Origin of the sequence: Radiobacillus sp. PE A8.2 (assembly GCF_045635475.1) — a bacterium.
Lineage (GTDB): Bacteria > Bacillota > Bacilli > Bacillales > Amphibacillaceae > JBJGXI01.
Genome location: NZ_JBJGXI010000026.1, coordinates 1 through 15203 on the forward strand (window position 1 = coordinate 1; position 15203 = coordinate 15203).

Below are 15203 nucleotides of genomic sequence, written 5' to 3' on the forward strand. Positions count from 1 at the left end.
ATGGAACCTTATGACAACCATGCTAACACAGGGGGTTGTCTTACTCTCTTAATTAATGCTACTTCACGATCTTTGATTAATACAACCCCACCTCTGACTCTAATAGCAAACACCGCCTGCACGTTCTATGATTTTATTAAATGTTAAAATTGCGGACTTAATTCACTCCATACGTCAAACTTATTCTCGTCAGGATCATAAAAAACAAAATTCCTCCCAGCATGTCCTCTGTTTTCAATCGCATCAACCTTGACTTCACTTGCGATCAAATCTTTATGTAAGCGAGTGTATTGCATCTAATCCATCCACTTCAAATGTGATTGAAAAACATTCTTTCCCATATATATCGTAGAAGTTTGACGATTGACCAGGATCAGATTTTATTAAGAAAAAACTTTGATTGGCCATATCAATTATTGCTTTATCTTCATCCTGATAATTTAAAATGGCATTTAACTTTTCTTTGTACCAGTCAGCAGATAATTGTACATTTGTGACCGGAATATAGCTGGTTCCAACTCTTAATAGTTTATTGCGCATAACGATTTATCCCCTTTCTTCATTTCTAAAACTACTCATAATTGGATAAATAAGCTCGGATGTTATCAAATCTCGATTAACATTAGTTTATTTCATAATACTGATTTTTAGCTGGCTATATAAAGTAATTATACATAACTGCCTATTTTTTAGACTGGATAGGATATAGCCAAAACACCCACCCAGACCACCGTATTATTGGTGGAAGTAACAGAAAGAGCGTCACTTATATGACGCTCTTTCTGTTGCTTAATCCTGGTCCTTCGACCAAACTGTCGTCTTGTTTCTACCCTCTAATTTTGATTGATATAATGCCTTATCGGCCAACCTAAATAATTCCTCTATAGAATTAGTATGGATTGGAAAGACAGAAATACCAAGAGAAATCGTAATCGGTCTACCAACTGGGCTATCCTTGTCGGCAATCGAAGTTCGTAAATCTTCAGCAATTTTGTATGCATCATTAGCCGTTGTATTCTGTAGAAGTAGAACGAACTCTTCCCCACCATACCTGAAAAGTGAATCCGTTCTCCGTATATCAGATTGAATCGATTGAACAAGAAATTTTAAAACGTCATCACCAGCTTGGTGACCATACGTATCATTTATAAGTTTAAAGTGATCTGCATCGATAGCAACTAACGTAAATAATTGGCCATCCATAGACCATCTTTCCATCACTTCATTAAGCTTTCTCCGATTAGGAATACCTGTAAGTGGGTCTGTCATTGCTGCATCCGTTAATTTATTATTATTTCTCTTTACTTCCTCAATCGCTAGCGAAACACTCTTCGTTAAAATATCCGCTTCTCTGTTCCAATGCGCTTTATTTTCAGGAATAGATACTGATTTTCCGGCCACTAGGTTATCAAAAACATTCGCTAATTCAATAAAAGGCTGTGCAAGCTTTCTCGCAAATATAATAGCGATAAACAGAATTATAAAAAATGGTGGAAGCATGTATATGATAAGTCTTTTAATATGAGTTAAAAGTACTTCATTAACATAAGAGACCGGGGTTTGTTGAACGACTCCCCATCCCGTCTCTAGTACAGCACTGTAAGCGGCAAGCATTGATATCCCTTGCGTATTCGTAACGCGTTCTTTTCCACTTATACCTTTTAATATTTTTTGAACAATTGGATTACTTGTTACATCTTCTCCTATTCTGTTACGGTCAGGGTGAAATAACAACGATCCGCTTGGACCAACAACATAATAATATGATCCATTTTCTTCAACAATGTCATTCCCAAGTATCTGATTAAGTACATTTTGTTCTTGTAAGTAAATGGAACCTGCAATCATACCTTTATAAGTTCCCTGCTTATCATATAACGGTTCGCTCATCAGCACAATCAACCGACCTGATTGTGCAACATAGGGTGATGTTAATGTTTGTTTTTTAGACTCGAGCACTTCCTTGGTAATCCCGGTAGCATCATCACCTTTTAGACCTACGCTAATCGGGGCAATATTACGAACAATTCCTGTTTCATCAATCCAAGACAATGAATTAAAATATCTGCTACTTTTTCGCAAGATTTCCAATTGCTCTTGAATTTCATCATCCGTCATCTCTTCATGGTTAGCAAGAAATTCTTTCGTATCTATTAAACTTAACCGCATTGCTCTAAATATGGAATCTACAGTGCTGCTAATTTTATTTGATTTAGAAAAATTCGAGGAAAGATAAGTATTTGTTAATGTTTCTTTCTCAGATTGATAAGAGGAGAATAGCAAGACTATAAATGTAAAAATGACACAAAGTGACACAAGGCCAGTTAATAATGGTGTTAATTTAAATTTTCTTTTGTAAAAAAAGTTCTTCATTGTGAATAACTCCCAAATCATGCAATTTATATAAATTAACTCCAAAACATGTTGTATTATACACTACTTTTTTAAAAATTCATACATTCATCTTATAGATATAAAGTAGAGACGGGGAGTAAAGATTGATATGTAGTTGAAAAAAAGTAGAAGTTAATACAATCACAGATGCACTAACTTCCATTGTTTATGGTTTATTTACGTTATAAATAAATTGACTAGAAAGAAGGCAAATTATCTAAATTATTTTCACTTATACCATCTGGCTCACTACGGATAATATCCCTACCATACTTATGAAAAACATCAACATTCCCTAATTCACCTGTTTTTGCCTCATCTAATGCGGAAATATAGTCTAATTCTCTTCCGCTATCAGTTTTAAATGCAATTAGATCCCCATCATCATTTTTGCGAACAGCAACTATTTTCTCTTTTCCTTGATCTTGATGTGCAATTTTTTCCTCATCTGCTGCTTGTTTTTTATACTCAGAGAATATCTTTTCAAAATCTTGATTATTAATACGAATCACCTCCATGGCTAGAATTAGTATGGTTGTATCTTTTTGAATTTATGTGTAAAGACAACAGATAGCGTATGTAGTTTGTCTTAGGTTATTACAACTGGGCAATCCGTTAAATTTTGTAATACTTTTCACGTTATATTGTAATATCTCTGTAATATTGCGAATATGCTTTAATAGTACGATTAAGAAATGAGGTATATTCATGCGAAGAATGAACCAATGTTTTCAGTGCTATGACCATATGCTAGTGTTGCTTCATGATGTAACACACAACTATATAAGTAGTGACCATAGAGAAGATTATTTCACCAAATATCAAGCATCCGGACTGGGTAAAATTACTTGTCAGTCATGTGGTCGGGAAGTAGAATATACAAGTCGTGAAAATAATAACTGGTACGAAATGGGAACAAAGAAAGTCAATTAAAGTTACTTTTAGCAAAAGGGCAACACTACATTTGCCCTTTTGCTATTTTTTTATCGGTTTTCTTCTTTATTCCCAGTAACATCCACTGCTGCCATATTATTGTTTAAATAAGCAGTCGGTGTGGATTCATTAGGTTGCTCTTCTGAGTAGAACTTTTCATTAAGCTTCATGTTGGCTTCTGCAGTTTTATTTCTTCCACTGGTACTGTTTTCATTCACTTCAACTTCTCCTTTATAAAATTTCTCATTTAACTTAAGATTTGCATTTTTTGCTTCTTTGTTGATTTGATCCTTCTTATAAACTGACACAGACTTTACCTCCTTTTTCAAATCTGTTGTAGATTACTTTTCCCATTTATCCTAGTTATTACACTTTGATAGTGCTTTCCAGATAAAAAGACCTGACTCACTTGCAGTCAGGTCTCCAATCCTATAAAAAATATTCTCTGTAATAAATTAGTGTTCCGATTAGTGCTACTACTGAATAACCCACAGCGGTATAAAAAGAAATAGATGGGCTAAATTTCCGCTCACTCGTTGTATCTTGCTTAATACCAGTGCTGGACTGAATTTGAAGATCCATGCTCCGACTAGTATAACCTCCTGATGAGTTGAAAAATCGTATTACCACGGCAACGAATATACCAACAAAAACAGCGATATCAAAAAATTTCATTTCAAATATCCATGCAACACCGAAATTGATTAACAAAAGAATTGCAATTGTGATTAACATACTAATAAACGTTCGAATCAGAATCATCCCCTTTTTATATGTAGGCTAATATCTATTCTACGATTCACATTCAAGAATGGTTTCATTTTTCCTTAAATAGGAAAAAGGCAGCATCCGCTTAAGCGTGAAATACTGCTTTTTCTCCATCTATTCATTTTAGAAATAAGCTTCTGTAGGTAATTCGAATTCCCATGGGCCGCGAACAATTACTCCTGGTTTGGTTAAGAGAAATTCTTGCCTTCTCCCCCATTCGAGATGCAACAGCAGTAATTGCAACATTGTTTTTAACGGTGTTCTCCGCGATCTTCATATGATTGAAATGTTTCTGCCTCTGGTGAACAAAAGCGCAGAGCGCCGGTTAGCGACGTACGGACTGGACTGAACCGTAGGACCAGAGTATGCTTCGAAGCTTTACCTCGCACGAAGAAAATTGCTCTATATTTTCGAGGAGATAAAGGAAACACGGTGAACGAAGTGAATCGATGTTGACTTATCGTACGGAGGTGAGGGAAGTCTCGCTAGTCGCTGGCGCTCGGAGCTGGCCGTGGCTAAATAACTCAGCAAGATATCCACAACTGTTTATTTTTATAATTTCCTAGACGACAAGAAATTTTTTCTTATGATTCAAGCTTCCCTACTACCCATAAACTACCTTTATGGAACCCAATCATCATAAATGCTGCTAATCCTTGATTTAAACGTGCCGGTAACAACGTACTTTGTATATCATCTATTGTCATTCCTATCGGGAAACAAAATGCCATCGTATATGTTGAAACCATGCTGTCCACAGGAGAAAAAATTGAATCTATTAATAAGATCAAACAGGCAGGCATAAGAATTAATAAATTTACAAGTGAAAACCGACTCATTTTGTTTTTGCTCCATCCCACTTTAAGACAAAATGGTCGCCAAATGTCAATTGCTAATAGAAACAGAATCCACTTTAACACGGAAGAACTAATACCAATTTGTTGAAACAGTTCAATTCCGAAACTCATGTGTTCTAATGTTATTAAAAGTGCAAAACCCGCTAATGATATGAAGAGGCTTAGATCGGCAATGCTTCGAGCAAAATCGGATAAATTCCATCTAATATTTGAAAATCCATGTAAAAGCATTGGTGGAATTACAAAATATAATAGGCATATTTCTAGCATATGTAAACTGTAGGATAAGGGGTTTATTTTACTAAGTGGGAAAGAAAGTTCAGTTATGAAAAGTAGAATGCCTGTGAGGAAAACAATTGTTTTCCTCATATTAAAATGAAGAGAATAATAAATTAGCAGAAAAAGTTGCACAGGTTTGAACCATAACCTTCGCATTATGTTGATTCTTTGATGCAAATCGTTCACCTACCTTTATATAGCCTTTAATCATAACACCCATATTATATGTATCGATACAAGCTAATTATAACGAACCTAATAAAGAACATGCGTAATTCCACATCTTCTTCATTAGATATCAATATCATACAAAGGGAGCATTATAGTTACGGTAGTTCCGTTATTATTAACCGATTCTATCCTCAAATCGCCATCATGTCTTTTAACGATCTGATAGACAATCGAAAGCCCGATACCTGTGCCGCCTTCCTTTCTAGTTCTTGACTTGTTAACACGATAAAAGCGCTCGAACACATAAGGTAATGCTTCTTCAGGAATCCCTGGCCCTGTGTCCTTTATAAAAAGTTTTGCATATAATCCTTCTTGTTCTAAGCATAGCTTCAATTCTTCTCCTGCAGATGTATATCGCAAAGCATTGTCTATAACATTACTTACCACTTGCTCTAATCTGTCTGCATCACCATTCACAATAATGTCCTCGTCTACATCTAAGATAATCTCAATATTCTTTTGGTTGGCTAAGAATTGGAATCGTTCCACAACGTCTAGAATCAATTGTGCAAAAGGCAATGGTTCCCGTCGGATTGGATACGAATCATCCTCCAATTGTGCCAAATCAAGGAGATCATTCACTATTCGAGTAAGTCGCTCTACTTCATTTTGAATAATGGTTATATATTTGTCGGTATCTTCCTTGCTTACTAGTCCGTCATTGATTGCTTCGGTATATCCCTTGATATAACTTAATGGTGTTCTTAATTCATGCGATACGTTTTGTAGAAACTCTCTACGTTTTTTGTCGACTTCCTCCAATGAAGCAGCAAGCACATTAAATGAATGAGCTAAATTACCAATCTCATCTGCTTTCATTATCTTTATCCGCCTTGAGAAGTCACCCTGAGACATTTTCCCAGCTATATCCTCCATCTTCTTTAACGGTTTAATGATGTGATTAATCATTTGAAGACCTATGACCATAATTAGAATGAACACGATTACTAGTGTAACGACTAGTACATCGCGAATAGACTGAAAGGGTTCATATATGTCAGCAAGTGGCATATAAAGAAAAATGACTGCTTTTAATTGCCTCTCCTCAAGTAATGGAATCGTTACTGCTAGTATTTCCTGATTAAATCGTGGGTGTTTTCTTATAAGAATAACTTGTTCCCCATTTAACAACCGCTGTCTTTCCTCGAAGGTAATTAAATTTGTATCCGCAAATCCCTCAAATGGGATCCCCGCGCTTAATAACATCGGATCATCGGTGAAGATAACTGTAGCATCCGAGGTTTCATCAGTCCATGCAATTTTTTCTAGAAATGCATGATGATCTGCAGTCGATGTGTAAAATGATTTTAATGCTTCTCCTTGCATGACTAGGGAGGATTTTTGTTTTTCAACATAAAACTTCTCATATAAGTAATAAGTTAATCCTGTTCCAATCGTTATCATTATAAGAGAAACAACGATGATCGTTGTCCAAATTTTATACTTTAGCCCATAGTTCGCATTCCGTCTCAAATCTCGAATTTGTACCCAACTCCCCAAACTGTTTTAATATAGGCCCCTGCTGAACCCATTTTAATTCGAAGGGTTTTAATATGCGTATCTACTGTTCTTGGAGTTCCAGTACTGTCAAATCCCCATATTTTATCCAGTAATTGATCCCTTGAAAAGACCTGCCCTTGATGATTTATGAAGAACTGCAATAAGCTAAATTCTTTTCTTGTTAAATTCAAGGTCTGGCCCTCTACTTCCACTTTATGTCCTTCGAGATCAATAACCATGTTATCGACTGTCAACAGTTGTTGAGGTAGTCTAAAATTATTAGACCGTCTTAATAACGCTTCCACGCGAGCAATTAATTCTTTTGGACTAAATGGTTTTACAATATAGTCATCTGCACCAATTTTGAGTCCATGGACACGGTCTAACTCCTCGCTCTTAGCGGTTAGCATAATAATCGGTACGTTCGATGATTCCCGCACTGTTTTACAAACTGAAAAGCCATCTAACTTTGGCATCATAATATCTAATATAAGCAAATCAAATGGTTGCCTCTGCCAATAAGATAATGCCTCAGTACCGTCATAGGCAACTACCGTTTGATATCCTTCCTTATCCAAATAGGAGCCTACTAGAGCCACCATTTGCTCCTCATCATCAGCAATTAAAATTTTATATTTAGTCATGCTCTTCACCTAAAATCATCATATAAGGTCCTTCTGCTAACTGTAGCTGTTCCGATAATTGAAAATTGGAGCGATCTATAACCGATAGCGCGTTACCGTCAATACTAGTCACATAAATATTTTGTCGATTCCCCGTGATGTGATATGGATTTGCAGCAACCTCCATCGCTTGAATAACTGCTCGTGTTTGAATATCCACTTGATAAACCATATTCTCCCCATGACAAACAACATAAACATATTGGTCGTATTGATCACCATAAAAACCAACTGGCATCAGGCCCACTTCGATTCGGTCGATCTGCTCACCCGTTTCTGGGTCATATATGTACACTTGATCATTCAGCGAACCGTATGCTCCGTGCCCACCAATCCAAACATTTTCCCCATCATAAAAGATCCCATTTGGACGTTCTACGATCGGAAATTGTAACACTTCCTCGTTGTTATTTACATCCACCACAGATATGGAAGCAGCCTCTGTGTTCATCACATATAATTGATGCTTATTAGAATTATATACCATAGATGTAGGTCCATCACCTACAGATACGCGCGTTTGTATTTTATTGCTTGTTCCATCCATATATCCAATTTGGTCTGTTTCACTATCGGAGAAAAACAAAAGGTTTTCTGCTTCATTATAAAGTAAGTTATTAAATTCCATACTTGTTTTTACTACCTTATCTATTTTTCCATTAAGTAAATTTAGGTTAAACAAACCATCTTCATTCTGGCTAGAAAAAATGATAGTGTTTTCATCAATTTTTTGCATCGCAGTTATTTGATAATCCAATTCACTCGTCGAAACCGTATTGTTATTAAGATCGACAAATGAGATAACGGAATCTTTTATATGTGAAATGATAATAGATTTATCCATGTCTGTTGGGACCACTATTTTCTCCGAGCTACAAGCAACTAAGCATAGTAAGAAAGCAACAAGTATTACATAGTAATTTTTCACGGGACAGATTCCTCCCTTCTAAAAGATTATAAAATAAGAAAAGTAAAGAGTGCCGCCCGAGAAACGTAGCGACCAAAACGAAGCGACTAAGATAAAGGAATCACGCCCCCCCCATAGGGGGTGTATCGACGTTGGACCATAAATCTGCTTTTAGTCGACCTCCATCAAACCTGAATACATGATGACTTATCGTAAGGCGATTCGTGACATCGCTACGTTTCTGGCGCCCGTAACTAGACAATTTTTATGCTTTCTTATTATATCAAAAACGCCTGATTTAAAATCAGGCGCGATATTTATTCGACTTGCACAGTATTCTCTTGGTGTGTATGCAGTTCGTCCTTTTTTACATGTACGACTACATTATACTCTCCTGCGTCCTGAAAAGTTGTGATTGCTGTGTATTCACCTGCGTTTTCTTCCGTTGCATCTAAGTATTGATGTACATCATCTGAATCTCTCCACACTTCAAATCTAACAGAAGCACCGGAAAAAGGAGCATCATCTTGTAGATGTACCATTAGCGATGTCTCTTGACCCGCAGTTATCGTTTCGGAATTCATGAAATGGATAGCTAAATCTGTTGAGTCGTGTGATTCAGCGTTGTGATCATGTGTACTTTCTTCTGTTTCTGATTCATGTTCTGATGCGTCATCGTGCTCATGAGCGTCTTCTTGTTCTTTTTCCTCACTTATATCGCCAACAGTAAAGTCTATATTGGGCATTGTATGCATATCACGAGCAGTCACATGAGAGATAACGGTATAATTACCGGCTTCATCAAAGCTTTTAGAAATAGCATATACTCCATTTTCGTCATGACTTGCCTCTATCATCTCATGGTCCTCTTGACCATCCTTCCAAACCTCAAACATTACTTCTTGTGCATCATCTACATTTTCATCTCCTTGAGTAACCAACGCAGATATCGTTACTTCTTCGTTAAGTTCCGGGTGTTCAGGGTCAACTTGAATATCTACTTCTACAATTTCTGGTATTTCTTGATTTTCCTCTTCAGAATTCTGATTATTACCACATGCCGCAACAAAAGTAATTAATGCTATGCTAATAAACCATGCTAATCGTTTTAATTTCATCTTTATTCCCTCCACTTTATAGACCATTTTTATATTAAACCATAATTGTGAAATCATTGTGAACTTAGCCCATATTACAGTTAGCTTTATTTGTCGTTAGACAATACGATAATTGCTTATCTCTAGTATTGTTCTGTAAAATTTATAATTATCGATATATTCAAACTGAAGAAAATAAGTAATTGTGGTAAAATATTAATCTAGATTAGATTTAAAATAAAATAGTACGCTTGATCGTTTGAGGCTTATAACAATCCCTCATATTCTCACATAATCTTTAACGTATTACAAATGTACTAAAAGGTGTTATTTCAGGGAGGAGATTAATTTTGACTAACTTAAAAAAATTAGATCATCCAGCATTAGAACAACTGCTTGCAAAATTAGAGACAGATTACAAAGCGGTAAAGCTTGAAAACCTTTCCCTAGATATGTCTCGTGGAAAACCGGGTCCAGATCAACTAGATTTGTCTGATGGTTTACTTGATATTGTAAAATCTACAGATTCACTAGAAGTTGAAGAAGGCATTGATATTAGGAACTACGGTGGTGTTGATGGCCTGAACGAAATGAAAGCATTGTTTGCCGACATCCTTAAAGTAAGTCCTAACGAAGTAATTATTGGCGGTAACTCTAGTTTAACGATTATGCATGATACCGTTGCACGAGCGTTATTACATGGTGTAGTAGATAGTAACACAGCATGGATAAAGGCACCTAAGATTAAGTTTCTCTGCCCAAGTCCTGGATATGACCGTCACTTTAGCATTTGTGAATCATTAAATATCGAGATGATCACCGTTGACATGCTCGAGGATGGTCCAGACATGGATGCGGTAGAGGAACTCGTTAAAGAAGATGCCTCGATTAAAGGGATTTGGTGCGTACCAAAATACAGTAACCCTGAAGGCACTACATATAGTGATGAAGTGGTTGACCGCCTTGCTCGTATGGAAACAAAAGCAACTGATTTTAGAATTTTCTGGGATGATGCCTATACAATCCACCATCTAACAGACGAACCAGATCAACTAAAAAATATTCTAACAGCGTGTAAACAAGCTAAAAATCCGAATCGTGTATTCATATTCGCTTCGACATCAAAAGTAACCTATCCTGGTTCAGGCGTAGCTGCGATGGCTGCTAGTGAAGAAAATATTACTGCTATCAAAAAACAGCTCGCTGTCCAAACAATAGGACCTGATAAAATTAACCAACTCAGACATATTCGATTTTTCGAGAATGCTGAAAACCTAGAGAATCACATGAAAAAGCATGCGGAAATTATAAAGCCAAAATTTGATAAAGTACTTCATGTACTTGAGTCCGAGTTAGGTGAATTGCAAATCGCTTCTTGGAAGGAACCTAATGGCGGCTATTTCATCAGCTTAAATACATTAGATGGGTGTGCAAACGAAGTGGTTGCCCTTGCTTCAGAAGTTGGCGTTAAGTTAACGCCAGCCGGTGCTACATTCCCTTATGGAAAAGATCCAAAAGATCGAAACATTCGGATTGCACCAACGTTCCCAACCTTGGCTGAGCTAGAAACAGCCATTCACGTATTATGCTTGTGTGTAAAGCTAGCTAGTGTGAAAAAATTGCTACAAAAGTAAGAAAAGCTCGGGGGCCAGTTTAGAAACTTAGCGACTGAAGCTAATCGATTGAGATAAAGGAATCATGGCACCCGCATAGGGGGTATGTCGAAGTTGGACGACAAGTCCGATTTTAGTCAACTTTCCATGATGAATTATCGTAATGCCCTTCGTTAAGTCACACAGTTTCTGGTGCTCGGATCTAGACTTTCTTATCTGGTAAAAAAAGAGGTTAACATCCTATTTCTAAGGAGTGTTAACCTCTTTTTAAAATTTCAGTCTTTGAATAATAGTTCACGCTCGTTCACAAATTGCTACCCGTGTCTGCTTGTTTCAATCGTATAAAGCCCTAACGTTTGACCAAGTAATTTTGAAACACATGTAATAACTACTTCTGGTCTAATCAAAAGAACAGTACACAAGAAAAGCATCAATTTTCGGTCTCAAAACATTCTCATACATTTGGAATAAAAAAAATAGAATCCCCTTATGGAGATTCTATTTTTTCTATATTACTATGACTTTTTACGGTTGTTAATTTTAGCAGAAACTTCATATACGATAGGAACAATTACTAGGGTTAACAACGTTGAGCTAGTTAAGCCACCAATAACTGTTACACCTAATCCTTTCGAAATAAGTCCGCCACCTTCTGCACCAATCGCTAACGGTATTAATGCACCAATTGTCGCCAATGCTGTCATTAATATCGGACGGAGACGTGTTGCTCCAGCTTCTAACAGTGCTTCTCTCGTGGACATTCCTTCTTTTTCCATATGAATGACACGATCAATTAAAACAATAGCGTTTGTTACAACAATTCCGATTAGCATCAATGCCCCAATCATGGCTGAAACACTTAATGGTTCGTTGGCAATCCATAGTGCTACTAGTCCTCCAATGATTGTAAATGGTAAGGAGAATAAAATCGAAAATGGTGCCAATGCTCCGCCAAATGTAACTACAAGTACAAAGTAAACAATCGCAATTGCAGCTAACATTGCAAGGCCTAGCTGTGTGAATGACTCGGTAATTTGTTCTGTTACTCCACCAAATTCGACTGAAGTGCCAGCAAGATCTAGATCGGTAATCTCCTGCTCAATGTCTGTTGATATAGCTGCCACATCATTCGATAAAACATCGGCAGAAATAGATGCGTACATTCGTCCATCTCTACGTGATATTGTATCCGGTGATTTGCCTTCTTCAACGTCCATCACATCTTCAATCGTTATTGTAGTTCCTAAAGGTGTTTGGATTTCCAATGATTTAATATCATCAATACTCTCGTATGATTTTTCTTCTACTTCAATATAGACTTGAATGTCTTCTCCCTCATGCTTCACCGTAGTGAGCACGGGCGCTTCACCTGTACTACTTAAGTTCATGCCAACTTGAGCGGCCGTTAAACCATATTGGCTCAACTTCTCTTGATTAGCTACAAGTGTATATTGATCATATGCTTCAGATAAACTAGATTCTGCGTTATCTAGCTCATCTTTATTTTGCATAAGTGGAAGAATTTGATCTACAGCACCTTGGATTTCTTCTAAGTTATCACCATAAACAAATAACTCTATTCCACTTCCACCAGCACCTGTAAAGTCTAGACTTCCCCATTCTCCTCGCGCTGTGTCTTCATTTAAAACGTCAATAATCGCTGAGCTTTCTTCACTAAAGTTCTCAAACTCATCATCATACTCAACAAAGAATAGTGCAGAGTTACCTCCACCCATGCCCATCATTGACATCGGACTTCCGCCACCTATGGAGTATTGATAGGTCGTGACACCTTCACGATTACTTAAAAACGTTTCCGCATCTAGCGCAACAGCTTCCACATCTTCTATCGTTTGACCTGGTTCAGGACTATACGTTGCCATCACCATTTTCTGTTCATCAGAAGGCAAGAAGCTTACACCAATTACTGGGACTAAGAAAAGACTTGCAACCAATACAACTGTTGCACCACCGAATGTGATTAACTTATGGTTAAGTACCCAGTCTAAAATACGCTTATAAAAGTTTGCCAATTTACTTGGTTTCTCTTCGTGAGCTTTATTGTTCACTTGTTTGTTATAAAGATTTTTCTTAAATAACGAGTGAGCAAGCATTGGTACAATTGTTACAGCAACAATTAGTGATGCTAATAAAGCAAACACCACTGCTAGAGCGAATGGTAAGAACATTTCTCCTACTTGTCCGCTAACTAAACCTAACGGTAAGAAAACTGCTATCGTTACAATTGTCGATGAACTGATTGGTACAAACATTTCTCGCGTTGCTTCTCGAATTAGCTCTTTTCCTTGAAGCTTTTCACCAGAAAGGGCCATTCGTCTATAGATGTTCTCAATAACGACAATCGAGTCATCAATAACACGTCCAATTGCAACCGTTAATGCACCTAATGTCATGATGTTTAACGTGATATCCATCTGATGCAAAATTAAGATTGCCATCAATAACGACAAAGGAATGGATACAATCGAGATTAATGTTGTTTTGATACTTCTTAAGAACAGCAAGATAATTAATACCGCAAACAGTGCCCCGAATAATGCTTTGTTTAGCATTGTACTAACGGATTCCTCAATCGGTTCACCTTGGTCAAAGGTAGAAGTAACTGTTAAGCCATATTGCTCTTCAAAACCTGTTATTTCATCTTTCACTGCATTAACGACATCTACAGTATTGGCATCCGCTGCTTTGATAATTTGAATACCAATCGATTCTTCGCCATTCGTTCTTGAAATCGATTCTGATTCACTTACAATTTCGATATCAGCAACTTCAGATAATTGCACTGTCGGTATCCCTATTGTAGTAGGTACCTCTTCAGATGCAGGCTGCTCTTGTGATGGCATTTCTCCTGATGGAGCCTGTCCATTTTGTTGAGGTGTGATCGGTATTTCCATCTGTTTTAAATCCTCAACCGTTGCAACATTACCATCTACGACTAAGTTCTTTACTTCCCCATCAAAGTTTGTTAACCCTAGTGGAAAAGAAATATTAGAAGCTTGAATGATTTGTTTTACCGTTTCTTGCGTTAGCCCATACTGTGCCATCGCATCCTCATCAAACTTCATTCGAACTTCTTGTACTTGTTGGCCAGAAATTTGAGCGTCCGCAAGCCCTTCAATTCCTTGTAACACAGGCAATACACTGTCTTCTACAGTTGTAGTTAATTGCTCTAGTGAAAGGTCTGGATCACTAATACTTAGGGCCATAACTGGTAATGCATTTAAACTTAACCTAGAAACTTGTGGATCATTTGCTCCTTCTGGTAAGGATATATTAGCTAAAGCACTTTGCACCTCATTTTCAACTTCATCCATATCTGTATCAAAATTAAATTCGATTTGGACTGAAGATGCATTTGCTAAAGAAGATGAAGTGACAAGTTCCACTCCGGTAATATTTTGCACCCGTTGCTCTATAGGTACGGTTAATTCATCCGCTACCTCATCTGGTGCAGCACCTGGATAAGTTGTTAAAACCGAGATATTCGGCAAGGTAATATCAGGAAGTGTTTCTTGTTTCATATTTAGTCCTGAGTAAAGCCCCGCAACTGTTACCATAATGGTAAGAATCCAAATCGCAAATTTGTTATTCAATGAAAAATCAATAATCTTCTTCAAATGTAACACTCCTTCTTTCTAATCTACTAACTGACCGGTCAGTCACTACATACGAATAATGTCCATAATACAACGATGACATTCCTTTCTCTATCTATTTTTCAACATGTTCATCTTACCAGTTTATTATGAACAGAAAATGAACAAGTAAATATTTAAAAAATTCCATCCAACTGAGTTAACTTCATATTCCCTTATACAGCTATCTGCATCCATATATAGTTTTTGCTACGGTTCAACACGACTATATATGGATGCGAATAACTAAAAGTCCTTATTATGAAATTGACTAAACTAATTAAG

Annotated in this window: 12 protein-coding genes and 1 pseudogene; 2 read left to right on the forward strand and 11 right to left on the reverse strand. The window is 36.9% G+C overall.

Annotated features, from left to right (window positions below; translation table 11 throughout):
- Positions 1 to 143: 143 nt before the first annotated feature.
- The 3 genes and pseudogenes from ACI6MV_RS14310 to ACI6MV_RS14320 all read right to left on the reverse strand — a co-directional run bounded on the left by ACI6MV_RS14310 (position 144) and on the right by ACI6MV_RS14320 (position 2873).
- Positions 144 to 540: pseudogene (locus ACI6MV_RS14310) on the reverse strand (VOC family protein).
- Between the two features lie 249 nt (positions 541 to 789).
- Entirely contained in the window at positions 790 to 2373 is a 1584-nt protein-coding gene (locus ACI6MV_RS14315; RefSeq protein ID WP_407270995.1) for a sensor domain-containing diguanylate cyclase, read from the reverse strand.
- Between the two features lie 218 nt (positions 2374 to 2591).
- Positions 2592 to 2873: a DUF3892 domain-containing protein gene (locus ACI6MV_RS14320; RefSeq protein WP_407271058.1), complete on the reverse strand. Its 282-nt coding sequence runs from the start codon at positions 2871 to 2873 to the stop codon at positions 2592 to 2594.
- A gap of 229 nt (positions 2874 to 3102) precedes the next feature.
- Between ACI6MV_RS14320 and ACI6MV_RS14325 the strand changes: the two genes are divergently transcribed.
- Positions 3103 to 3327, forward strand: a complete 225-nt coding sequence (locus tag ACI6MV_RS14325) for a hypothetical protein (RefSeq protein WP_407270996.1) — start codon at positions 3103 to 3105, stop codon at positions 3325 to 3327.
- A 50-nt stretch (positions 3328 to 3377) separates the two neighbouring features.
- On the opposite strand, the gene ACI6MV_RS14330 is transcribed toward ACI6MV_RS14325, so the two are convergent.
- The 7 genes from ACI6MV_RS14330 to ACI6MV_RS14360 form a co-directional block, all read right to left on the reverse strand.
- Positions 3378 to 3635 carry a hypothetical protein gene (locus ACI6MV_RS14330; RefSeq protein WP_407270997.1) on the reverse strand — a complete coding sequence of 86 codons (258 nt, stop codon included), beginning with the start codon at positions 3633 to 3635 and terminating at the stop codon, positions 3378 to 3380.
- A gap of 121 nt (positions 3636 to 3756) precedes the next feature.
- Positions 3757 to 4062, reverse strand: coding sequence for a hypothetical protein (locus ACI6MV_RS14335; RefSeq protein ID WP_407270998.1), 306 nt, complete (start codon positions 4060 to 4062; stop codon positions 3757 to 3759).
- Between the two features lie 617 nt (positions 4063 to 4679).
- A complete protein-coding gene (locus ACI6MV_RS14340; protein WP_407270999.1) occupies positions 4680 to 5321 on the reverse strand; it encodes a cytochrome c oxidase assembly protein in 642 nt (213 codons plus the stop codon).
- A 201-nt stretch (positions 5322 to 5522) separates the two neighbouring features.
- Positions 5523 to 6935 carry a sensor histidine kinase gene (locus ACI6MV_RS14345; RefSeq protein WP_407271000.1) on the reverse strand — a complete coding sequence of 471 codons (1413 nt, stop codon included), beginning with the start codon at positions 6933 to 6935 and terminating at the stop codon, positions 5523 to 5525.
- The gene (locus tag ACI6MV_RS14350) at positions 6932 to 7606 is read right to left on the reverse strand and encodes a response regulator transcription factor (RefSeq protein ID WP_407271001.1); all 675 of its coding nucleotides are present in this window, start codon (positions 7604 to 7606) and stop codon (positions 6932 to 6934) included. The genes ACI6MV_RS14345 and ACI6MV_RS14350 overlap by 4 nt, the downstream gene beginning before the upstream one ends.
- Entirely contained in the window at positions 7599 to 8573 is a 975-nt protein-coding gene (locus ACI6MV_RS14355) for a YncE family protein (RefSeq protein ID WP_407271002.1), read from the reverse strand. The genes ACI6MV_RS14350 and ACI6MV_RS14355 overlap by 8 nt, the downstream gene beginning before the upstream one ends.
- A gap of 296 nt (positions 8574 to 8869) precedes the next feature.
- The gene (locus ACI6MV_RS14360; RefSeq protein WP_407271003.1) at positions 8870 to 9670 is read right to left on the reverse strand and encodes a FixH family protein; all 801 of its coding nucleotides are present in this window, start codon (positions 9668 to 9670) and stop codon (positions 8870 to 8872) included.
- Between the two features lie 329 nt (positions 9671 to 9999).
- On the opposite strand from ACI6MV_RS14360, the gene ACI6MV_RS14365 reads away from it, so the two are divergent.
- Positions 10000 to 11283 carry an aspartate aminotransferase type Ic gene (locus ACI6MV_RS14365; RefSeq protein WP_407271004.1) on the forward strand — a complete coding sequence of 428 codons (1284 nt, stop codon included), beginning with the start codon at positions 10000 to 10002 and terminating at the stop codon, positions 11281 to 11283.
- 494 nt (positions 11284 to 11777) lie between these two features.
- Here ACI6MV_RS14365 and ACI6MV_RS14370 read toward each other — a convergent pair whose 3' ends face one another.
- Positions 11778 to 14900 carry an efflux RND transporter permease subunit gene (locus ACI6MV_RS14370; RefSeq protein WP_407271005.1) on the reverse strand — a complete coding sequence of 1041 codons (3123 nt, stop codon included), beginning with the start codon at positions 14898 to 14900 and terminating at the stop codon, positions 11778 to 11780.
- Positions 14901 to 15203 lie beyond the last annotated feature (303 nt).

Coding starts and splice junctions, on each gene's coding strand:
- ACI6MV_RS14315 (WP_407270995.1), bottom strand. CDS start 2,373: ATGAAGAACTTTTTTTACAAAAGAAAATTTAAATTAACACCATTATTA.
- ACI6MV_RS14350 (WP_407271001.1), bottom strand. CDS start 7,606: ATGACTAAATATAAAATTTTAATTGCTGATGATGAGGAGCAAATGGTG.
- ACI6MV_RS14325 (WP_407270996.1), top strand. CDS start 3,103: ATGCGAAGAATGAACCAATGTTTTCAGTGCTATGACCATATGCTAGTG.
- ACI6MV_RS14340 (WP_407270999.1), bottom strand. CDS start 5,321: ATGAGGAAAACAATTGTTTTCCTCACAGGCATTCTACTTTTCATAACT.
- ACI6MV_RS14360 (WP_407271003.1), bottom strand. CDS start 9,670: ATGAAATTAAAACGATTAGCATGGTTTATTAGCATAGCATTAATTACT.
- ACI6MV_RS14335 (WP_407270998.1), bottom strand. CDS start 4,062: ATGTTAATCACAATTGCAATTCTTTTGTTAATCAATTTCGGTGTTGCA.